At 68.9% G+C, this 20,854-nt stretch carries 20 protein-coding genes and 4 tRNA genes; 13 read left to right on the forward strand and 11 right to left on the reverse strand.

The window, feature by feature from the left end; translation table 11 throughout:
• Window positions 1–47: 47 nt before the first annotated feature.
• Window positions 48–1,430, forward strand: a complete 1,383-nt coding sequence (gene ngcE, locus ACZK5N_RS10400) for an N-acetylglucosamine/diacetylchitobiose ABC transporter substrate-binding protein (RefSeq protein WP_463624896.1) — start codon at window positions 48–50, stop codon at window positions 1,428–1,430.
• 9 nt (window positions 1,431–1,439) lie between these two features.
• Here ngcE and ACZK5N_RS10405 read toward each other — a convergent pair whose 3' ends face one another.
• The gene (locus ACZK5N_RS10405; RefSeq protein WP_463624897.1) at window positions 1,440–3,086 is read right to left on the reverse strand and encodes a helicase HerA-like domain-containing protein; all 1,647 of its coding nucleotides are present in this window, start codon (window positions 3,084–3,086) and stop codon (window positions 1,440–1,442) included.
• A gap of 39 nt (window positions 3,087–3,125) precedes the next feature.
• Between ACZK5N_RS10405 and ACZK5N_RS10410 the strand changes: the two genes are divergently transcribed.
• Both ACZK5N_RS10410 and ACZK5N_RS10415 read left to right on the forward strand, forming a co-directional pair.
• The gene (locus tag ACZK5N_RS10410) at window positions 3,126–3,419 is read left to right on the forward strand and encodes a type II toxin-antitoxin system VapB family antitoxin (RefSeq protein WP_459018705.1); all 294 of its coding nucleotides are present in this window, start codon (window positions 3,126–3,128) and stop codon (window positions 3,417–3,419) included.
• A 33-nt stretch (window positions 3,420–3,452) separates the two neighbouring features.
• A complete protein-coding gene (locus ACZK5N_RS10415; RefSeq protein ID WP_463624898.1) occupies window positions 3,453–4,028 on the forward strand; it encodes a LytR C-terminal domain-containing protein in 576 nt (191 codons plus the stop codon).
• Window positions 4,029–4,088: 60 nt separating this feature from the next.
• On the opposite strand, the gene ACZK5N_RS10420 is transcribed toward ACZK5N_RS10415, so the two are convergent.
• A tRNA-Ser gene (locus tag ACZK5N_RS10420) sits at window positions 4,089–4,173 on the reverse strand.
• A gap of 144 nt (window positions 4,174–4,317) precedes the next feature.
• On the opposite strand from ACZK5N_RS10420, the gene ACZK5N_RS10425 reads away from it, so the two are divergent.
• Complete coding sequence (locus ACZK5N_RS10425; protein WP_463624899.1) at window positions 4,318–5,490, forward strand: MFS transporter; 1,173 nt, start codon at window positions 4,318–4,320, stop codon at window positions 5,488–5,490.
• A 10-nt stretch (window positions 5,491–5,500) separates the two neighbouring features.
• On the opposite strand, the gene tadA is transcribed toward ACZK5N_RS10425, so the two are convergent.
• Both tadA and ACZK5N_RS10435 read right to left on the reverse strand, forming a co-directional pair.
• On the reverse strand, window positions 5,501–5,932 hold the full coding sequence (tadA, locus tag ACZK5N_RS10430; RefSeq protein WP_463624935.1) for a tRNA adenosine(34) deaminase TadA: 432 nt from the start codon (window positions 5,930–5,932) through the stop codon (window positions 5,501–5,503).
• A gap of 25 nt (window positions 5,933–5,957) precedes the next feature.
• Window positions 5,958–6,545, reverse strand: coding sequence for a tRNA adenosine deaminase-associated protein (locus tag ACZK5N_RS10435; RefSeq protein WP_459018702.1), 588 nt, complete (start codon window positions 6,543–6,545; stop codon window positions 5,958–5,960).
• Window positions 6,546–6,656: 111 nt separating this feature from the next.
• Here ACZK5N_RS10435 and upp point away from each other — a divergent pair, with 111 nt between their 5' ends.
• Window positions 6,657–7,298 (forward strand): uracil phosphoribosyltransferase, encoded by a 642-nt coding sequence (upp, locus tag ACZK5N_RS10440; RefSeq protein WP_459018701.1) that lies wholly within the window; start codon window positions 6,657–6,659, stop codon window positions 7,296–7,298.
• Between the two features lie 92 nt (window positions 7,299–7,390).
• Window positions 7,391–8,152: a YwiC-like family protein gene (locus ACZK5N_RS10445; RefSeq protein WP_463624900.1), complete on the forward strand. Its 762-nt coding sequence runs from the start codon at window positions 7,391–7,393 to the stop codon at window positions 8,150–8,152.
• Between the two features lie 89 nt (window positions 8,153–8,241).
• Here ACZK5N_RS10445 and ACZK5N_RS10450 read toward each other — a convergent pair whose 3' ends face one another.
• The 3 genes from ACZK5N_RS10450 to ACZK5N_RS10460 form a co-directional block, all read right to left on the reverse strand.
• Window positions 8,242–9,147: a 1,4-dihydroxy-2-naphthoyl-CoA synthase gene (locus ACZK5N_RS10450; protein ID WP_459018699.1), complete on the reverse strand. Its 906-nt coding sequence runs from the start codon at window positions 9,145–9,147 to the stop codon at window positions 8,242–8,244.
• A 48-nt stretch (window positions 9,148–9,195) separates the two neighbouring features.
• Complete coding sequence (locus ACZK5N_RS10455) at window positions 9,196–9,930, reverse strand: glycerophosphodiester phosphodiesterase (RefSeq protein ID WP_459018698.1); 735 nt, start codon at window positions 9,928–9,930, stop codon at window positions 9,196–9,198.
• Between the two features lie 107 nt (window positions 9,931–10,037).
• Window positions 10,038–10,110: transfer RNA gene (locus tag ACZK5N_RS10460), tRNA-Arg, on the reverse strand.
• A gap of 130 nt (window positions 10,111–10,240) precedes the next feature.
• Between ACZK5N_RS10460 and ACZK5N_RS10465 the strand changes: the two genes are divergently transcribed.
• Window positions 10,241–11,725 carry a DNA-3-methyladenine glycosylase 2 family protein gene (locus ACZK5N_RS10465; RefSeq protein ID WP_463624901.1) on the forward strand — a complete coding sequence of 495 codons (1,485 nt, stop codon included), beginning with the start codon at window positions 10,241–10,243 and terminating at the stop codon, window positions 11,723–11,725.
• On the forward strand, window positions 11,722–12,204 hold the full coding sequence (locus tag ACZK5N_RS10470; protein ID WP_459018696.1) for a methylated-DNA--[protein]-cysteine S-methyltransferase: 483 nt from the start codon (window positions 11,722–11,724) through the stop codon (window positions 12,202–12,204). Before ACZK5N_RS10465 ends, ACZK5N_RS10470 begins: the two co-directional genes overlap by 4 nt.
• Window positions 12,205–12,254: 50 nt before the next feature.
• Here the strand turns inward: ACZK5N_RS10470 and ACZK5N_RS10475 are convergent.
• A tRNA-Ser gene (locus ACZK5N_RS10475) sits at window positions 12,255–12,348 on the reverse strand.
• Between the two features lie 131 nt (window positions 12,349–12,479).
• Here ACZK5N_RS10475 and ACZK5N_RS10480 point away from each other — a divergent pair.
• Window positions 12,480–14,192, forward strand: coding sequence for an LCP family protein (locus ACZK5N_RS10480; RefSeq protein WP_459018695.1), 1,713 nt, complete (start codon window positions 12,480–12,482; stop codon window positions 14,190–14,192).
• 19 nt (window positions 14,193–14,211) lie between these two features.
• Here the strand turns inward: ACZK5N_RS10480 and ACZK5N_RS10485 are convergent, their stop codons facing one another.
• Window positions 14,212–14,649 (reverse strand): hypothetical protein, encoded by a 438-nt coding sequence (locus ACZK5N_RS10485; protein ID WP_459018694.1) that lies wholly within the window; start codon window positions 14,647–14,649, stop codon window positions 14,212–14,214.
• A gap of 48 nt (window positions 14,650–14,697) precedes the next feature.
• Window positions 14,698–14,785, reverse strand: a tRNA-Ser gene (locus ACZK5N_RS10490).
• 170 nt (window positions 14,786–14,955) lie between these two features.
• Here ACZK5N_RS10490 and ACZK5N_RS10495 point away from each other — a divergent pair.
• The 4 genes from ACZK5N_RS10495 to ACZK5N_RS10510 all read left to right on the forward strand — a co-directional run bounded on the left by ACZK5N_RS10495 (window position 14,956) and on the right by ACZK5N_RS10510 (window position 19,673).
• The gene (locus ACZK5N_RS10495; RefSeq protein WP_459020462.1) at window positions 14,956–15,774 is read left to right on the forward strand and encodes a pseudouridine synthase; all 819 of its coding nucleotides are present in this window, start codon (window positions 14,956–14,958) and stop codon (window positions 15,772–15,774) included.
• An 84-nt stretch (window positions 15,775–15,858) separates the two neighbouring features.
• Window positions 15,859–16,518 carry a 4a-hydroxytetrahydrobiopterin dehydratase gene (locus tag ACZK5N_RS10500; RefSeq protein ID WP_459018693.1) on the forward strand — a complete coding sequence of 220 codons (660 nt, stop codon included), beginning with the start codon at window positions 15,859–15,861 and terminating at the stop codon, window positions 16,516–16,518.
• A gap of 59 nt (window positions 16,519–16,577) precedes the next feature.
• Entirely contained in the window at window positions 16,578–17,543 is a 966-nt protein-coding gene (locus ACZK5N_RS10505) for an NAD(P)H-quinone oxidoreductase (protein ID WP_459018692.1), read from the forward strand.
• 105 nt (window positions 17,544–17,648) lie between these two features.
• Window positions 17,649–19,673 carry a cell wall-binding repeat-containing protein gene (locus ACZK5N_RS10510; RefSeq protein WP_459018691.1) on the forward strand — a complete coding sequence of 675 codons (2,025 nt, stop codon included), beginning with the start codon at window positions 17,649–17,651 and terminating at the stop codon, window positions 19,671–19,673.
• A gap of 70 nt (window positions 19,674–19,743) precedes the next feature.
• Here ACZK5N_RS10510 and ACZK5N_RS10515 read toward each other — a convergent pair whose 3' ends face one another.
• A complete protein-coding gene (locus ACZK5N_RS10515) occupies window positions 19,744–20,802 on the reverse strand; it encodes a glycosyltransferase (protein WP_459018690.1) in 1,059 nt (352 codons plus the stop codon).
• Window positions 20,803–20,854 lie beyond the last annotated feature (52 nt).

Consider the following 20,854-nt stretch of genomic DNA (forward strand, 5'->3'; position numbering starts at 1 on the left):
GCGGCCGGCGCGTGGCCTAAGGTGTGGCTATCCGTTCGGAGGAGCCCATGTCACGTCCCAGCCGCCGCCAGGTGTTGTCGGCGCTCGCCGTCGCGGCCGTCGCGCCGCTGACCGCCTGCCCGGCGCCGCCGTCGAACGGTACGACGTCACCTACTGCCAGCCCCTCCCCCTCACCGACCGGGCTGCCGTTCGGGCTTGTCAGCCCGTCGATCGTGCGGGCCGTGGTCTTCGACGGCGCCTTCGGGACGGACTATGTGGCCGCCGCGGCGGCGACGATGGAGGCGGCTCACCCAGGGGTCGCGGTGGCACTCTCCCCCACCGCTGACGTGCTCGCGCGTGTGGAGCCGCTCCTGGCCGACGGCGAGACCCCTCCGGACCTCGTCGACAACTCCGGCGCCCAGGTGCTCCCCGTGGGCAAGCTGGCGGACCGGTTCGAATCGCTGGACGACCTGATCGAGAGCCGCAACCTGGAGGGCAAACCCATCGGAGACACCCTCTACCACGGCGTCCTCGCGGCCGGTACCTTCAACGGCCGTTTCATCGCCCTCAATTACGCCCTCGCCGTCCACGGCCTGTGGTACTCCGCCCCCCGGTTCGCCGCCGAGGGCTGGGAGGTGCCCGCCACCTGGGACCGGATCCTGGAGTTGGGCGCTCTGGCCCGCTCGATGGGCAGCTACCTGTTCGTGTGGGGCGACGAGGCAGCCGACTACTACCAGGAGCTCGCCATCGCGTCGGCCGTCAAGGAGGGCGGCCACGAGGTCCGCCTGGCTCTGGACAACCTCTCCGACGGCGCATGGAGCCATCCTGCGGTCGCCGGAGTGCTGGAGCAGATGGAGCTCTGCGTGCGGGAGGGCTACGTCCTGGCGGGCGGGCCGTACCTGGACGCCCAGGCCAGATGGGCGCGCGACGGTGAGGCGCTCTTCTACCCCTCCGGCGCGTGGATCGCCTCGGAGATGCAGGGCGTCGAAGCAGCGGACTTCGGGATGACGGCCGCCCCCGCACCCACGCTCACCGCGGCCCCGACGCTTCCCGCCGCGGCGGTGCACGCCGCACCCACCGAACAGTTCCTGGTGCCGCGGGACGCTGAGAACGTGGCGGGCGGGAAGGAACTGCTGCGCACGATGCTCTCCCGTGACACCGCGACCCTCTTCTCCCGCACCCACCTCATCCCCACCGTGGTGCGTGAATCGGTGCCCAGCGATCTGGACTCGACGGCGCTCTCGTCGCAGACCCGTCTCCTGGCAGATGCCGGGGAGCACGTCTTTTCCTGGCGGTTCGCCGCGCACTACGGCCTGGGTCCGGCCAGCAACGAGGCCTGGGCGCAGTTCCTGGGCGGCGCCATCACCGCCAAGGTGCTCGCCAGCCGGCTTCAGACCCTCTCCGACGCGGTCCGTAACGACCCGTCGGTGGAGCGCTACACCGTCGAGTGACCGGTCCGGTCAGCGGCGGCGGCCGGTGCCGAACACGCCCCGGATGATCTCGCGGCCTGCCGTGCGCATGAGGTCCTTGAACACTGTGGACTTGGTCACCTGCTGCACCAGGCTCGGGTTCTCGCGCTCGTAGCGGCGGCGGGCTGCCTCCTCCGCGCGGGCCTCCCGTTCGCGCCTTGCCTGCTCGGCCCGCGCCTCACGCTCAAGACGGGCCTGCTCCTTCTCCGCGGTCTTGAGTTCCTTCTCAGCCTGCTGGAGCTGCTTCTCCCGTTCGGCCTCCAGCCGTTCCTCCTCGGCGCGCTGCGCACCCTCCGCCAGCTGCCGGGTGAGGACCTCGTAGGCGGACTGCCGGTCCAGCGGCTGGCCGTACCGGGCCATGAGGGCCGATTGCGCCACCCCGGCCCGGAGGTGCTCCTCCGGGGTGGGGCCCATCAGAGACTGCGGCGCCCACATCCGGGTCCACGCGACGGGGGTGGGGGCCCCCTTCTCGCTCATCACCGTGACGATCGCCTCGCCGATGCCCAGCTGCTGCAGCACCTCTTCGAGGTCGTAGCCCGAGTTCGGGTAGGTGGACACGGTGGCTCGGAGGGCCTTGGCGTCGTTGGGGGTGTGGGCACGCAGCTGGTGCTGGACCCGTGAGCCGAGCTGCGCCAGCACGTCGTCGGGCACGTCCTTGGGCGTCTGGGTGACGAAGAAGATGCCGACGCCCTTGGACCGGATGAGGCGGACCGTCTGTGTGATCGCGTCGAGGAACGCGTCTGAGGCGTCGTTGAACAGCAGGTGGGCCTCGTCGAAGAAGAAGACCAGTTTGGGCTTGTCGATGTCTCCCACCTCGGGCAGCGACGTGAACATGTCCGCCAGCAGCCACATGAGGAAGGTGGAGAACAGCGCGGGGCGGGTCGCCAGCTGCGGGAGTTCCAGCAACGACACCACGCCGCGACCGTCGGGCGCCACGCGCAGCAGATCGTCGGGATCGAACTCCGGCTCCCCGAAGAACACGTCCGCGCCCTGATCGGAGATGGTGATGAGGGAGCGGAGGATGACGCCGACGGTGGCCGTCGAGATGCCGCCGATGCCCTTGAGCTCAGGTTTACCTTCGTCCGAGGTGAGGTACTTGAGCAACTCGATGAGGTCCTTGAGGTCCAGCAGCGCGAGCCCGGCCTTGTCCGCGTAGTGGAACACCAGCCCCAGCGACGACTCCTGCACCTTGTTCAGGCCCAGGACCTTGGACAGCAGAATGGGGCCGAACGATGAGACGGTGGCACGGACCGGCACGCCGATTCCCTCGCCCCCGAGTGCGTAGAACTCGCACGGGAAGGCCGTGGGCCGCCAGTCCTGCCCCTGCCTGGCCACCCGGGCCAGCAGCTTCTCCGAGGGGTTGCCCGGGGAGGCCATGCCGCTGAGATCGCCCTTGATGTCCGCGGCGAACACGGGAACACCGGCGCTGCTGAGCGCCTCCGCCATCACCTGCAGGGTGACCGTCTTGCCGGTGCCCGTGGCGCCGGCCACCAGCCCGTGCCGGTTGAACATGGACAGCGGGATGCGGATCTTCGCGTCGACGACGGGGTCACCGTCGTTGAGCACGCCCAGCGTCGCGGCGGGTGCGTCGAAGGCGTACCCCGACGTGATGGTCTCGATCAGTGCCTCATTGCTCACCCCCCTACTCTGGCACAGCCCTCACGGTAGGGTGGCCCCGTGATCTTCAAGCGAGTGGGCGACTCACGCCCGTACCCGGACCACGGCTTCACGGCCAAGCAGTGGGTCGCGATCGCGCCGCATCAGGTCCGGCTCGACGAGCTGGTCACCACCAAGCGCACGCTGGACCTCGAGGCTCTCCTGGAGGAGGACTCGACGTTCTACGGGGACCTGTTCGCCCACGTCGTGTCCTACCGTGGGGATCTCTATCTGGAGGACGGCCTGCATCGGGCTCTGCGCGCCGCGCTGCAGCAACGGCAGACGATGCACGCTCGCGTCCTCGAGTTGAAGTAGTTTGTATCACCCGACGAAAGCAGACCCCTACCAGTGCGCATCTTCCGGCTCATCGCAACCCCTATCCTCCTTCTGGGGTTGCTGGGGTTGCTCCTGTGGGGCGCGTCGTGGGGTTGGAGGGCGCTGACGGAGCCGCTGCCCTCGCCGTCGCCCACCCCCTGCGTGGTCGGACCGGCTGAGGTGGTCACCCCGGCGGACATCTCGGTGCGCGTTCTCAACGGGGGCTTCACCAGCGGCCTGGCCAACAGGGTCGGTTCCCACATGGAACGGGCCGGCTTCACGGTCATCAGGGTCGGCAACACAGACGAGCGCGTCTTCGGGACAGTGATCAGGGCCAACCAGCGCGACACTTTGCAGGTGGATCTGGTGGCGTCACAGTTCATCGAGCCAGTCATTGAGTACGACGATCGAGTGGATGGGACCGTCGATATCCTCGTCGGCACCGATTTCAGGGGGAGCAATCCATCCCCTCCGAGTACACAGGCAACACCAACCGACGGCCAGTTCTGCCGGGTACCTTCACCGTCGCCTTCTCCCTCGGTCCTGGAAACGCCAGCTTCAAGCCCGTCTGCCGCGCCCGCCACGCCACAACCCACAACAGAGGGCTAGGCTCAAAACACTGAAGCCCCCGACCGTAAGGTCAGGGGCTTCAGTTCGTCAGAGACGCGGCGGTGATGGAGGGATTTGAACCCCCGGTGGGTTGCCCCACTCTCGCTTTCGAGGCGAGCTCTTTCGGCCGCTCAGACACATCACCGCCCTGAAGTTTACCGACGCCTCCGCACTTTGACCAATCGGTGAACAGCCGGTGACACGCAGGCGAAGCCGGGCAGAGCCCCCCTCGAGCCACGAAAAAAGCCCAGGATGATCGGGATGGTCGGCGTCGCCGTATGGTTGGCCGGTGCGTGACTTCACGGCGTTGCTGAGGGCCCCCGGGCTGGCGCGCATCCTCCTGACCCAGCTCGCCGCGCGGTTGCCCGCCGGCATGTACTCGCTGGGCATCCTCATGCATGTGCAGCAGACGTACGGCAGCTACACCGCCGCCGGGCTGGTCCTCGCGGCCTTCTCCGTCGGGATGGCGGTGGCCGGGCCCGTCGTGTCGCGGCAGCTGAGCAGGCTCGGGACTCTGCCCGTACTCCTCGGCACGCTCATCATCTCGGTGGCATCCTTCGCTCTCCTCGCCACGCTGGAGCTACCGCTGGCCGGCGTCATGGCGTTGGGCGCCCTGGGCGGCGCCGCCATGCCCCCGGTGATCCCCGCTGTGCGCACCCTGTATCCGCAACTGGCGCCGCCTCACCTCCTCACCGCCCTGTTCAGCTTCGACGCAGCGCTTCAGGAGGTCATCTGGGTGATCGGGCCGGTGGCCATCACCATGCTGGTGGCCGGGCTGGGATCCGGTCCCGCGCTGCTCGTCGTGGTGGTGGTCCAGGTGATTGGGGGGCTGATGTTCATGCTGGCGCCCCGCGTCCGGATGCAGAAGATCCCGGCCGCCACGCGACGATTCGGCCGGGTGCTCGGCAACCCCTCGGTGCTCCTCATGGTCGTGATGTCGCTGCTGATGATCGGCGCCTTCGCGGCGATGGAGGCCGCGGTGGTGGCCTCGTTCGGCGACGGCTCCGTCAGCGCCGGTGTGGTGCTGGCCATCTCGTCGTTCGGCTCGCTCCTGGGCGGCCTGGCGGCCGGCAACCGGCCGATCAGCCGGTGGTCGCTGGCGCTGCGTATGCTCATCGTGGTGGTCGGCTTCGGACTGGCGGCGCTGCTCTCGGGATTCTGGGGGCTGTCGGCCGCGCTCTTCCTGGCAGGGTTCGGGATTGCGCCGGCGCTGGCCGCCGTGTCGTCGGTGATCGCCGGCAGCGTGCCGTTCGCCGAGACGGCGGAGGCCTACGGCTGGATCGGCACCGGCCAGTTGCTCGGCGCGTCGGTGGGATCGGCGTCCGCCGGGATCGCGATCGACGCAGCGGGTGGACGCGGCGGCATCCTGGTGGCGGTGGGGATCGCGGCGGCCGGCGTGGTGGTGGCCAGCGCATTCCGCCGTGCGCAACCGGACCTCCGTCAGGGCATCGTCTCCCTTTGAGCGGAGGCGCTCAGCGACGCTCGGCGAAGAACCCTTCCAGCACCTGCGCGCACTCGTCGGCGAGCACTCCCGAGGTGACGGCAGGCCGGTGGTTGAGCCGTGGGTCACGCACTACGTCCCACAACGACGCCACCGCCCCGGCCTTCTCGTCGAAGGCCCCGAACACGAGGTGCCCGATCCGCGAGGCCACCACTGCACCGGCGCACATCGTGCAGGGCTCCAGCGTGACCACCAAGGTGCAGCCCGTCAGCCGCCACTCACCGACTGCCTCCGCGGCGCGGCGGAGGGCCACGATCTCCGCGTGCGCGGTGGGGTCTCCCAATAGTTCACGCTCATTGCCGGCCCTGGCGAGCACATCGCCATCGGGTCCCAGCACCACGGCCCCGATGGGCACGTCGCCGTGCAGCTCGGCGGCGCGGCCCTCCTGCAGCGCGAGGCGCATGGCCTCGTGCCAGCGCGTGCCCACGCTAGCCGTCGAATGCCTCGACGGCGCTCTCGAACTCTGCCGAGATCTTCAGCTTGGCCGCGATCCGCCCGAGCAGCACGTCGGAGTCCTCGTCGTAATCCGTGGCGATGGCTTCCAGCTCGAAGGCACGCAAACCGCTGGCGGCGTACATGCTGAGGTCCCCCAGGGGAGACGGGTCGTCGTCCTCGTCCGGCATCTCCTCGCCGAGGTAGTCCACGACGTCGCGGGCGATGGGCCAGTCGTTGGCGGCCGTGACGTCCGAGAGCAGCACCTCGACGGTGCGTCCGCGCACGCGGCAGATCACGAAGAACTCACCCGCCACCGACACCCAGCCGTCCGCACCCGAGTCCCCCGGGAGGCGGCTGAGTTGGTTCATCAGTTCATCGAGGTCGTTGGCCAGGTCCACGTCCATGGGGACGGCGACTGCCCTGCCATCTTCCCGGTACAGGGCGACCACCAGGTCGACGTCGTCCTCGGTGGCGTCCTCAAGGTCGTCGAAATCGTCCGCGTCCTCATCCGAGTCCTCAGAGTCTCCGTTGTCCACGCCGGTGAGGTCGAATGGCTCGGCGTCCTCGTCAAACACGTCCACGGTTACTCCTTTCGTCGAATGCGCCTCCATCCTTGCATGACTGGCACGTGGACACACCCCCCGGGGCCCGAACAGCTACGCGCCCCGGCGCCGTTGTGCCAAGGTAGGGGGGTGGAACTCTGCGTCGTCACCCATCCCCTCGTCGATCACAAGCTGACGCTCCTGCGAAACAGGAACACCGAGCAGCCGGTGTTCCGCCGCCTGGTCGAGGAGCTGGTCACCCTGCTGGCCTACGAGGCGACACGCGGGGTGCGCGTCACGCAGACCCAGATCGAGACGCCGGTCACCAGCACCACCGGCGTGAAGCTCGCCCAGCCGGCCCCGCTCGTCGTGCCGATTCTCCGGGCCGGGCTGGGCATGCTCGACGGCATGCTGCGGCTGATGCCTACAGCTGAAGTGGGGTTCCTCGGAATGATCAGGGACGAGGTGACCCTCCAACCGGTCACCTATGCCGAGCGGCTCCCCCAGGACCTCTCGGGCCGCCAGTGCTACGTCCTGGACCCGATGCTGGCGACGGGCGGGTCCCTCGGCGGCGCCGTGCAGTACCTGGTGGACCGAGGCGCAGACGACATCACGTGCATCTGCCTGCTCGCCGCACCGGAGGGCATCGAGAAGCTCAACCAGCTCCTGGCGGACCTGGACACCCCCTGCACCCTGGTGGTGGCGGCGGTCGACGAGCGGCTCAACGAGCACGGCTACATCGTGCCCGGCCTGGGCGACGCCGGGGACCGGCTCTACGGCCTGGCCGACTGACAATGGTCACGCGGTGCGAGCCGCGGGCCAACTTCCAGCCCCCCACCGCCCCCGGTGGTGACGGCGAGGGCGGCGTCGGCTAGCGTGACCGGATGGGTGGTCGGACAGCGGGCTGGATCCCGAAGCAGCACGGCGCATGGGCCATGCTCATCGTCCCCTTCCTGGCCGGTCTGGCGATGGCCCGCGATTCGCGTCCCCTGGGCGCCAGCGACGCCACCCTCGGCCTCACGTGGCTCGTCGGCTACTTCGCCTACAACGCCGCCGTCCTGACCCTGCGAGCCGCCCCACGACGACGGGGCCGCTACGTCCCGGCCCTCGTCGTGTACGGCGCCGGGGCCCTCGTCATGGGACTCTCGACGCTCGCACTCACAGGATGGTGGCTGCTGGCCTGGGTGCCGGCTTACACAGTGCTGGTGGGCTGGGCCCTTTGGCTGGCGTGGACGAAGCGTGAGCGCTCGCTCCTGTCCGGGGTGCTCACTGTCGTGGCCTCGTGCGCTCTGATGGCGGTGCTTCAACCGTGGGGCGCCGACGACCCCTCCCGCTGGCGCGACCTCGCGATCATGCTGGTGATCACGGCGTACTTCGTCGGCACGGTTCTGCACGTCAAAGCACTCATCCGGGAACGCAACGATCCTGCCTCCACCCAGCGTTCCCGGGCTTACCACGCCGCAGTCGCGTTGGTGGCGGTCGCCGCCGTCGGCGCGGGATGGCTGGGATGGTGGTGGCTGCCCTGGGCGGCGGCCCTCGTCGCCCGCTCCGCCTGGATGCCGCGGGCGGCGCGCCGACCCGCCCAGATCGGCGTGGTCGAGATCCTGCTGTCGGCCTGGGCGCTGGGGTTGTCGCTGCTGGGCTGACCACCTGCTGGGGAGCCCTGCCCGACCCTGCGACAGGAGTGGGCAGGGAGTGACGGGTGACCCTCGTTTCGCGCCTGTCAGGCGCCCGCTCAGTAGTAGTAGGGGAACTTCGACCAGTCCGGCGCCCGCTTCTCGAGGAACGAGTCCCTGCCCTCGACGGCCTCGTCGGTCATGTATGCCAGCCGCGTCGTCTCGCCGGCGAACACCTGCTGGCCGATCAGCCCGTCGTCGATGGCGTTGAATGCGAACTTCAGCATGCGCTGCGCGGTCGGCGACTTCCCGCAGATCTTCGCGGCCCACTCCAGGCCCACGTCCTCCAGGTCCGCGTGCGGCACCACCCGGTTCACCATGCCCATCCGGTGCGCGTCCTCCGCGTCGTGGACGTCGCCGAGGAAGAAGATCTCGCGGGCGAACTTCTGCCCCACCTGGCGCGCAAGGTAGGCAGACCCGAAGCCCGCGTCGAAGGAGCCGACGTCGGCGTCGGTCTGCTTGAACTTGGCGTGTTCGCGCGACGCCAGGCTGAGGTCCGCCACGACGTGCAACGAATGCCCGCCGCCGGCCGCCCACCCGTTGACCAGCGCGATCACCACCTTCGGCATGAACCGGATGAGCCGCTGCACCTCGAGGATGTGCAGGCGTCCGAGCTTGGCCGCGTCGACGCCGTCGGCCGTCTCCCCCTCCGCGTACTGATAGCCGGCGCGGCCCCGGATGCGCTGATCGCCTCCTGAGCAGAATGCCCACCCGCCGTCCTTGAGCGCGGGACCATTGCCCGTCAGCAGCACGCAACCGACATCAGAGGAGGTGCGCGCATGCTCCAGCGCCCGGTAGAGCTCGTCGACGGTGTGTGGCCGGAAGGCGTTGCGCACCTCGGGCCGGTCGAGCGCGATCCGGACAGCAGGAACATGCTTGGCACGGTGGTAGGTGATGTCCGTGAAGCTGAAGCCCTGGACCTCGTCCCACAGCTCGGGACGGAACGGATTGCCGGTGTTGCTCATGAGGCGAGCCTAACGGCCCACCGGCGCCGTCGTCGGGCGCCTGGGCGGCTAGCCCCCGGGGGTGCGGAGGAGCTCACCGAGCCGGTCTGGGAAGTTGGTGATGATGGCGTCCACGCCGAGGTCTGCCAGCCAGCGGGCGTCCTCATCCTTGTTCACCGTCCACGGATGCACCTTGATGCCTGCCTCGTGGCAGAGCCACACGAAGTTGGGCTGCTGAATCGCCAGGTAGTGCGGGTGGATTGCGCCGGCGCCGAACCAGGTGGCGTACTTCCACGGGTCGAAGATGCCGTCTGAGATGAGCAGCCCCAGCTGATCACGCGCCACCCGTCCGCGGAGGTTGGCCAGCGAGAAGTGGTTGAAGGACGAGTACAGCACCTGCTCTGTCATGCCCGCATCCCGCACGATCCGCAGGACGTCCTCCTCGAGCCCCGGGTAGAGCACGACGGTGTTCTTGAGCTCGATGTTGACCGTGACTCCCGTGCCTCGGAAGAGGTCCAGCACTTCGCGCAGCGTCGGGATCCTGACGTTGCGACGGCCGGCGAAGCCGTTGGAGAAGTCGCAGTGGCGCAATTCCTCGAGCGTCTGGTCCACCACCCGTCCGAAGCCGTTGGAGGTTCGGTTGATCGTCTCGTCGTGAATGGCCACGATGTGCCCGTCGGCGGTGCGTTGCACGTCGAGTTCCACGCCGTCGGCCCCCATCTGCAGGGCCAGTTGGAAGGCGGGCAGGGTGTTCTCAGGCGCGTAGGCGCTCGCGCCGCGATGGGCCCAGATGGCTGTTGTCACGTCAATATCCTGCCACTCTTTGTCGTTCCTCCCGCCACCACTGACTGGGGTGGAGTGGCCAGGAAAGACGACGAGGCGCCGGGTGCGATGCCCGGCGCCTCGTCCAGCGCGCTCGGAGGGACTCGAACCCCCAACCTTCTGATCCGTAGTCAGATGCTCTATCCGTTGAGCCACGAGCGCTGGCCGAGTCGTAACTATACGTGGCAGGAACTGGTTGGGCAAACGCGCTTCGTGGGACGCCGTATCGCCACGCGCCGCGATGTCGCATTCCTGCGAGAGACCGCCGTGGACATGCGTCATGCTTGATGTCATGCACGACGACACGGCCACGCGCATGCGGGCCATCCAGGCCAAGGATCCCCGCTTCGACGGGTGTTTCGTGACCGGGGTCACGTCGACGGGCATCTACTGCCGGCCCAGCTGCCCAGCCCGCACACCGCACGCCCGCAACGTCCGCTTCTTCCCCACTGCGGCGGCCGCCCAACTCGCCGGCTTCCGTGCCTGCAAGCGCTGCCTGCCGGGCGCGACCCCCGGCTCACCGGCATGGGACGTGCGGGGTGACAGCGTGGCCCGGGCGGTCCGGCTCATCAACGACGGTGTCGTGGATCGCGAGGGCGTCGGCGGTCTCGCTTCGCGGTTGGGCTACTCCACCCGTCAGATCCAGCGGCTGCTGGCCGACGGCGCGGGCGCCGGCCCGTTGGCCCTTGCCCGCGCCCGCCGTGCGCAGACGGCTCGGACCCTCCTGGAGGCCACCTGGCTCACGCTGCCGGAGGTTGCCTTCGCCGCCGGGTTCTCCAGCCTCCGCTCCTTCAACGCCACCATCCGCGAGGTCTACGACGCCACCCCGAGCCAATTGCGGCGGCCCTCGCGGGGTCCCGGTTCGAGCCCTGACGGTGGGCTCACGTTCGTCCACCTCACACTGGCGGTCAGGAAACCGTTCTGCCCGTGCAACGTCTTCGGCCACCTCATCGCCACCTCCGTCGCCGGCGTCGAGTCGTTTCACGACGGCGCCTACCACCGCACGCTGCGACTGCCGACCGGGCACGCCGTCGCGTCCCTCCGGCCGACCCGGGACGGGGTCGAGGCACGCGTCGGGCTGAGCGACCTCGTCCAGTTGCCGACCGTCATCGCTCGCGTGCGCCGGCTCCTGGATCTCGACGCCGACCCCGTGGCCGTCGACGATCTGCTCGCTTCGGACCCCCTCCTCGCCCCCCTGGTCGCGGCGCACCCCGGCCGCAGGATCCCGCGCGGGGTCGACGGCGACGAAGTGGCCTTCCGGATCCTCCTCGGCCAGCAGGTGTCGACGGCGGCAGCGCGGACCCATGGATCGCGGCTGGTCGAACGGGTCGGCGCCCGCGTCGAGACCGGGATTCCGGGCCTGACGCACCTGTTCCCCACCGCCGCCGCTGTGGCGGAGGTGGCCGACGAAGCCCTGGCCTTCCCGGCCTCGCGCCGCGACACCATCCGCCGACTGGCGCGCGCGCTCGCCGACGGCGAACTGGACCTCTCCGTCGGCGCCGACCGCGACGCCGCCCGCGCGGCGCTGGCCGCCCTCACGGGGATCGGGCCCTGGACCGTCGAGATGATCGCCATGCGAGGGCTTGGCGACCCGGACGCCTTCCCTGCCACGGACTTGGGCGTGATGCGCGCCGCCCGGGAGCTCGGCGTGTCCGTAGGGTCCAGATCGGCAGCCTGGCGACCGTGGCGGTCCTACGCGACCCAACACCTGTGGGCGCTCACGCCCCACGCCGTCAACACGATTCCCGGCGTACCCGGATGCGAGGAGAAGTCATGACCTACAGCGTGATGGAGTCACCCATCGGACCGCTGACGATCGTCCAGCGCGACGGCACACTGATCGCCGTCCTCATGGACGGCCACAGGAAGCCACCGGTGGACACCCCCGACTGGGGTGACCAGGTCGACGACGCGCTCCCGGAGGCCACCCGCCAGCTCACCGAGTACTTCGCCGGGCAGCGCACCGAGTTCGACCTGCAGCTCTCGCCGTCAGGCACGGACTTCCAGCGCCAGGTGTGGGAGGCCCTCACCGAGATCCCCTACGGGGAGACGCGCAGCTACGGCCAGCTGGCCACGGCGATCGGGCGCCCCGGCGCCTCGCGTGCCGTGGGTGCGGCGAACAGCAGAAACCCCATCAGCATCGTCGTGCCGTGCCACCGCGTGATAGGGGCGAGCGGGATGCTCACTGGCTACTCCGGAGGCCCTGAACGCAAGCAGTTCCTCTTGGACCTGGAACGGGCGAACATCGCCGCCTGAGGCGGACTAGCAGAGCCCCTGGCAACGGGTCCCAGGGGCTCGATCACAACTGGCGGAGGCGGCGGGATTTGAACCCGCGATGGGGTTGAAGCCCCAAACCCGCTTAGCAGGCGGGCGCCATAGACCGGACTAGGCGACACCTCCAGTGCCGTCACAGCCTAGCCGAGCGCCCAGCGCAGCGGCAAACATGCGCCACCGGACCGGGGGAGGCTGGGGGCTCAGGCCGCCGTTTCGTGCGCTGCGCTGCCAGTTACACTGGCGCGCAGGAGGAGCCCATGACCGAAGACGGCCAAGCGCGCCGCGCTGCGTCCGGCGATGGCGGTGCGGGTCGAGGCAAGGCCCCGAAGTCCGCGGCCACCCCGACGCGCGCGCTGGAGGACACCCCGCTCGACGATTGGGACAGCCCGGCCGACCTGCCCTTCCCCCACAACGTTCGCCTCCGCATGGCAGCCCAGGAGAGGGCAGCGAAGGGCTCGCTGCGCCGCGCGTCGCTCCTCACCCTCGCCTCGACGATGCTGCCCGGCATCGGTCTGCTCGGCGCCAGACGCCCCGGCCTTCGGGTGGCGGGGCTGGTCGCGGGTGGGTCCGCTCTCGGCGCGGGTGCCTTCATCGCCTACTATGCCGTCGCAAACACCACCCGCCTCGCCACACTCGCCGTGAGCCCCGGCTTCCTCACGGGGGCGACGCTCGCACTGATCGTCGTCGGCCTGGTGTGGGTCACGCTCATCGTCGTCACCCACCTGGCCACCCGCCCGCGCGGCCTCTCCGACACGAGGCGGGCTCTGGGGGCCATTCTGGTGGTGGTGCTCGCGTTCGCCGTGGCGACGCCCACAGCCATCGCCGCACGGTATGCCCGGGACCAGATGCTGCTGGTCGACAGGGTCTTCACCTCCGGCGACGACGAGGTGAAGTCATCCACGCGCCCGACCCTGGACTCCGAAGGCGGCGCGGACCCCTTCGCCGACATCCCGCGGATCAACATCCTCCTGCTCGGGGCGGACGGAAGCGCCAACCGGGCCGACGCAGTCGAGCAGTTCAGCATCCGCACCGACACCATCATCCTGGCCTCGATCGACACCCAGAGCGGCGCGACCACGCTCATCCAGATCCCCCGGAACGTGCAGTACACGCCATTCCCGGAGGGAAGCGAGATGGCAGAAGCGTTCCCGGACGGGTTCCGCGGCGAGCCTGCTGAGGACTGGCTCATCAACAGCGTCTGGGCGCACACCGAACTCGGTTACCCCGATCTGTTCGACGGCGCCACCTACCGCGGCGCCGAGGCGCTCAAACAGGGCGTGGAGGGCATCACCGGCCTCAAGGTGGATTACTTCGCCATGCTCAACATCGACGGCATCCAACAACTGATCGACGCCATGGGTGGGGTCACCGTCAACATCAACCAACGGCTGGCCATCGGCGGCAACTCGGAAGGCAGAAGGCCCTCGGGTTATCTCGAGCCGGGGCCGGATCAGCACCTGATGGGCTACGAAGCCATGTGGTACGCCCGTAGCCGGCTCGATTATTCGGACTACGACCGCATGGCCCGCCAGTCGTGCCTCGTGGGCGCGATCATCAAGCAGGCCAACCCCGCGACGCTGCTGACCCGGTATGAGGCAATCGCCGCTGCGTCGTCGCAGATGGTGGTGACCGACATCCCGCAGCGGGACCTCCCGGAGATCGTCGAGTTGGCGCTGCGCGTGAAGGACGGCCAGGTCAGCCGGCTCGTCTACTCTCCCGGCAAGAACGGCTACTCCTACGAGAATCCGGATTTCGAGGCGATGCAAGCGGCCGTCGAGCAGGCCCTCGATCCGCCGTCGCCCACCACGTCCGCGGCGCCCGGCGTGGAGCCGACGGCGGCCGCGACACCCAGCGCCACCACGACGTCCCCCTCGGCTGAGCCGTCGCCGTCGGCCTCCGAGAGCCCGGTCCTCACCGACGGGGCGCAGAACGTCACCGACGCCTGCGCCTGGTACGGCGAGGAAGGCTGAGGCGGGCGCAGGAGGGGTGCTACCCCTTCGCCGCCTGGAGGCGGGACCGGATGTCCGCGAGCACCTCGTCGATCTGGGCGCGATCCCCGCCTGGGAACAGCAGGTGGGTGCGCCGGACCGGGCCGTGGTAGACGGTCACGTGTGAGCCCTCCTGCGACTGCGTGACCTTACTCACGTCCGCCCATTCACCGGAGTGATCGACCCCGGGCCCCACCAGCCTGTACCCGTCGTCGTCCAAGGTGAGACGGACGGCCAGCCGGTCGAGCGACACGAACGCGGCCACCATGAGCGCCACGCCCGCGACGAGAAACAACGCGCCGACCACGACGACGGCCACATGCCATCCCTGGTTCAGCGCAGCAACCAGCACGACGGCGCCGATGAGGTCCGCACCGGCCGCGGTGACGAACGCGCGCACGGGCGGCTGGGGCTTGATGACGTGGGTGGTCTCGGCCATGGCCCCACAGTACCCAGGAGATCGGTTGACCGGCCGGACGCGGGGCGGTGGCGGCGAGGGTGGGATTCGAACCCACGGAGAGTTGCCCCTCGGCCGCTTTCAAGGCGGCTGCACTAGTCCACTATGCGACCTCGCCAGTGCCCGACCATGTTAGCGCCTCGATGCCGGCGGGTAGGGTGCGGTATCCGAGCAGGGAAGGGACGTGGGATGCCGCCGAAGTCGCCGCTGCCGCCCCGCCACGGCCTGCAGGCCGCCTGGGTGCGCACGCCGGATCGCGATCCGCGCGACCCCCTCCCCTGGCCCACGATGCGTGACTGGCTGGTTCACAAGCTGGCGCCGTCGCCGGAAGATGTCGACGAGATGCTCGAGGGCGGCGTCTTCGTCGACGACCGCGGCCGGCCGTGGACCGGTCGCGAGGAGTACCGTCCACACACCTTCGTCTGGTTCCACCGCGAACTGCGCGACGAGGCCCCGGCCCCCGGCGAGCTCACTCTGCTGTACCGCGACGAGCGGATCGCGGTCTTCGACAAGCCCCACTTCCTCTCCACCATCCCGCGCGGCCGGCACGTGCTGCAGTCGGCCGTGGTGAAGGCGAGGCAGGCTCTGGACCTGCCCGAACTCTCCGCTGCCCACCGGCTGGACCGTGGCACGGCCGGCGTGCTGCTCATGACGACGGAGAAGAGATGGCGGGCCGCCTACCACTCGGTGTTCACAGACCGAACGGCCACGAAGGTCTACCGCGCGATCGCGCCCCACGATCCGGCGCTCCACTTCCCGCGGCGGGTCGAGTCCCACCTGGTCAAAAGGGTGGGCACACTCCAGGCCGACACGCTCGACCTACCGTCGAACTCAGTCACCGACATCGAGCTCATCGAGATCCAGCGCGGCTATGCCCTGTACGAGGTCCGCCCACTCACCGGCAGGACCCACCAGATCCGCGCACACTTCAACGGCCTCGGCATACCCCTCGTCGGTGATCCGCTGTACCCCGAGATCCTCCCCACCGCCATCGATGACTTCTCCACGCCGCTGCGCCTGCTGGCCCACCGGCTGGAGTTTCCGGACCCGGTCGACGGCTCGCACCGTGCGTTCGAGAGCGGTCGCGGCCTCACCTGGCCTGATTGACTCCACTCCGGCGAGCCAAGAGCGACCGCGCTGTCGGGCGCGACGCCCCCTGTGCTCACCGCGTTCCCGGGGTTAGTGTGAAACATGGCACTCTCACGCAAGCAGGCCTCAGAGGCCCTTCCAACCTGGCGTTACCTCCTAGGCCGGATGCATCTCACGGTGGACGCCGGCTCCTTCCCCTCGGCGCTCGCCTTCGTCAACGACGTCGCCCGGATCGCGGAGGACCAGAATCATCATCCCGAGATCGACCTGCGCTACTCGAGGGTCCATCTCGCCGTGGCCAGCCACGACGCCGGAGGCATCACCGACCGCGACGTCGCCTTCGGCTCGGCGGTCGCGGAACTCGTCGCCGCCATGGGCCTGCAGCCGGTGACGTCAGACCTGGCCGAGATCGAGATCGCCATCGACGCGCTCGACATTCCCGCCGTGCTCCCCTTCTGGCGCGCGATCACGGGCTATGCCGACGACGGCCCGGAGGCGTTGATCGACCCGCAGCTGATCGGGCCACCGATCTGGTTCCAGCAGATGGACGAACCGCGCCCGCAGCGCAACAGGGTCCACCTGGACCTCACGGTGGCGCATGACGAGGCGAGGAACCGGCTGGACCGGGCACTGGCTGCAGGCGGGACACTGGTGAGCGACGAGGCGGCGCCCCGGTTCTGGGTCCTGTGCGATCCCGAGGGCAACGAGGTGTGCATCTGCACCTGGCAGGGTCGCGACGAGAACGAGCCCACGGACGGCTAGAGCCGTTGCGGGATGTGCAAACCCCCGTCGACGCACGCGCGTGTGGCAGGGTGGGGGACATGCGCGCAGTGATCGTGGAAGCCCCAGGAGATGTCGACGCCCTCACCCTCGGCGAGGCCCCCAGCCCCATCCCTGGGCCGGGAGAAGTGCTCGTCCGGACGGTTGCCTCCGGCGTGAACCGCGCCGACGTGCTGCAGCGGCAGGGCCACTATCCCCCGCCCCCCGGCGAGAGCGACATCATCGGGTTGGAGGCCTCCGGCGTCGTCGAGGCGGTCGGCGACGGAGTCCGACGTTGGAAGAAGGGCGACGAGGTCGTGGCCCTCCTGGCCGGTGGCGGATATGCCGAATACTTCGTCGCACCCGAGGGTCAGCTCATCGCTCCGCCGCCCGGCGTGGATCTGGTGTCGGCAGCCGGGGTTCTCGAGGTCGCGGCGACCGTCCTTTCCAACCTTCGCGTCGGGCAGCTCGAGCCCGGCGAGGTGTTCCTGGTCCACGGCGGCGCCGGTGGGATCGGCACGTTCGCGACTCAGTACGCCCACGCCCTCGGCGCCACGGTCGTGGCGACCGCGGGGAGCCCTGCGAAGCTGGAGCACTGTCTGGCCCACGGCGCCGACATCGCGCTGGACTATCACGACGACTGGGTCGCAGCACTCAAGGCCGCCACCAAGGGTGCCGACGTCGTCCTCGACATCATCGGCGCGAAGTACCTCGAATCCAACGTGGCGGCGCTGAAACGCCGCGGCAGGATCGTCGTGATCGGGCTCCAGGGTGGCGCCAAGGGCACGCTCAACTTGGGGGCCCTGCTCAGCAAGCAGGCCACCATCACCGCGACCTCGCTACGGTTCCGTCCCGCCGAGGAGAAGGCGGAGATCTGCGCCGCTGTGGAGGCGGAGGTGTGGCCGATGCTGGCCGACGGCCGCATCAGGCTCTCCCCCGAGACCAGGATCCCCTTCGACGACGTGCGCAGGGCCCACGAGCAGCTCACGGGCGGGGACAACGTGGGCAAGATCATCCTGGTTCACTGACGGCGCACGGCCCGGGACGCCCAACACTGCCCCGGAGGGTGGAACCTCAACCTGCGCCTCACCTTTCGGATGACAGATTTCGCGAGGTGGGGGTTCAATGACCCCATGCCTTCTCCGCGCATGCTCCTTCGAGTACTCCTCACCTTCGCGCTCGTGGCCGTCTGGCTGCCCGTCGCCAGACCCGCCGCAGCCCTGGACGCCGCGACCTTCGTCGCCAAGACCTCCGCCTGGGCCCAGGAAGAGGAGCGCGCCTACGGGGTGCCGGCATCGGTGGCCATGGCGCAGGCGATCCTGGAATCCGGTTGGGGCGAGTCGTCTCTGACCAAGAATGCGAAGAACTGGTTCGGCATCAAGTGCTCCTCCACACTCAGTCCGCACCAGAACGGCTGCTACTCCGTCAGCACCACCGAATACGACTCCAGCGGCAACGCCTACACAACGACGGCGCAGTTCCGGAAGTACGACACAGACCAGAACTCGTTCATCGACCACGGCTACTTCCTGAGCCGGCTGACCCGCTACGCCAAGGCCTTCAACTACACGAACAACCCGGATCGCTTCATCGTCGAGGTGCACCTGGGCGGGTACGCCACGGATCCGCAGTACGCCAACAAGATCATCAACCTGATGGTCAAGTACGACCTCTACCAGTACAACGTGACCGCGCCGGCAACCGGCGCCAGTGAGCTGGTGATCCGCCCCCAGACCCAGGCGAAAGTGGGGGCGACGGCGTACGTCACCGGCCTGCTCAGCCCCGGCGGCGCAGGTAGCGAGGTCCTGACACAGGTCTACACAGCTTCGGGGTGGTCCATCGACGAGCTTGTCACCGCGGGGACGCGTGGCCAGTTCTCGATCCCACTCACATTCGGCACGGCCACCGTGGGTACCACCCGCTACCGGGTGCAGGCGACCTCGGCAGCGGGGACCCTGACCAGCGCCGAGTTCACCGTGGACAGGCTGGGGTCGGTCACCGTCCAGTCCGTAACTGGTGTCCTGGTCGGCCAGACCGCACGACTCAAGGGGCAGGCCCTCGGTTACGGCGGCCGGACGATCACGTCCCAGGTACTGGTGAACGGGGCCTGGCAGAACCACACGACGGCCACCGTCAACAGCGACGGAAGCTTTGACCTTCCGTTGACCTACGGGCAGGCCAGCGCCGGCACCCGGACCTTCCGCGCGAGGCTGGTCACCGCAGCCGGAGCCACACTCGTCTCCTCTCAGGTCACCGCCACGTGGGCGGCGACCGCCTACCCAACGATTGAGCAGCGAATCGGAGGCGCCGATCGATACGAGGTTGCTGCCAACGTTTCGAGTCAGCTCCCCGCCGCCGTCGGCTCCTCCGTCGTGGTGGCCTCCGGCGAGGTCTTCACGGACGCACTCAGCGCGGGTCCGCTAGCGGCGTACCGTGGCGCCCGCCTGTTACTGACGAGGGGTGCGTCGCTCCCCTCGTCGGTCACGGCTGAGCTGACTCGGAGTCGTCCCAGTGAGATCGTAATCGTCGGCGGCCCCGGCACCGTCTCGGACGCGGTGCTGGCCGACCTCCAGAAGTTCGGCAAAGTCACCCGCATCGGTGGCGCAGATCGGTACGCGGTATCAGCCGATCTCGCTGCGCGCATTCCAGGCAAGCACGTCGTCATAGCCTCAGGCGAGCTGTTCTCCGACGCCCTGTCCGCCGGACCACTCGCTGCCGAGCTGGGAGGGCCACTGCTGCTGGTGCGTTCTGGCGAGCTGCCCAGCGCCACTGCCAGAGCGCTGAGCTCTATTGCCCCCGAGCGAGTCACCGTTCTCGGTGGTGCGGCCACTGTCAGCGATGCGGTGCTGACTGAAATCGCCAGCATCACTGGAGCCCCGACCAACCGCGTGGGGGGAGCGGATCGATTCGAGGTCGCGGCAAACGTGGCGAAACAATTCTTCGCTTCTTCCGACACCGCCGTAGTGGCGTCGGGTCTGCTCTTTCCCGACGGTTTGAGCGGCACGCCCCTGGCCCACTCAAACAACGCCCCCATACTCTTGAGTACGGCCACGTGCACCCCCTCCTACACCACAGCGGTACTCAACTCGCTGAAGCCAGCATCAACGTTCCTGGTAGGCGGATCAGCGTCCGTCACGAGCCCGACGGTCCAGTGTTGAGTGTCTGTCCAGCAAAGGGGGATAGTGCCACGTATCTCCTCATCCTCGCTGCGACGCCCGAGGGGTCATTTCACAGACCGTCGCCGAGGCCAAGGAAGTCCCTGAGCAGCGCGGCCGACACGACGCCATCGTGCCACCGACGAACAAACTTGAGGTTGCTCTCGGCTTGGAGACGCAACTCGCCGCGACGCTCGCGGATGGACCCGATGACCTCGCGCAATGAATTTGGCGTCGCCTCCAGTATCGACGGCGCTTCTTCCATGCGGTCACGCACCGGTTGGACCATCCGGCCTATCGTGACCCGACCTGCGGCCATGGCCTCCACCGCCGCCACTCCGTAGGAGCCGAACAACAGTTGATCAACCACCACGTCACACGTCCGTACGAGTTCACACACCTCCCGGTGCTGCATGCCCGAGGGTTCCACGTACTCGATCACGCCCTCGTCGTGGAGCTGCTGTAGTACGGGCGAGATGTATTGCGTGCCCTTGATCGGGGGACTCCGCCGGCTGGGGACGTGGACGACGCGCGGCCGCTCCCGCTCCAGCAGCGGGGCGTCCGACGCCCACGCGTCAACGTCTACGACGACAGGCAGCCATGTGCCGCCCGGGAGGTCAAAACCCAGGTCTGGCGTCGAGTAGAACACGGGCCAGCCCGACTCCTCCGCGAAGGCTCGGTTTCGCGCGGTCTGCGCGGTAAGCCTGGCCCTCCACTCCTCGGAACCGACCGAGAAATAGGACCACTTGTCGCGCGCCAGGTGGGCCGCCGGTTCGCGCACATCCGAACCGTGCGCAATGAGGGCCATTGAGTGCCCAAGCGCCTCAAGCCGCCTGGCGTCGGCCGGGAAGTGACCGTGCCTGTCCCAGCGTGCGAACGACTTGAATCCGTCCAGCGCGATATGGGTGGTGTCCCTGAACATCACCTGGGCCCTGGCACCCCACAAAGTCCCTGCACGGAACGCGACGCGGTTGAAGCGGCGGTCGACGTCGAAGCCGAACCCGCCGCCCCGGAGTGGTACACCGGCGAAGGACCATGCCTCGACTGTCAGCACGGCCCTCACCGCCCGCGCCCATGCCGTGGCCTGGCCGGCGTAGTTCGACGGACCGATCGCGAGTACTGGGCGCTGCATGGGGCCAGGCTAGCGGCAAGCCGCGAAACGGTTGGGTAGACTGCGGCGCGGG

Source organism: Tessaracoccus pujii, assembly GCF_055326215.1.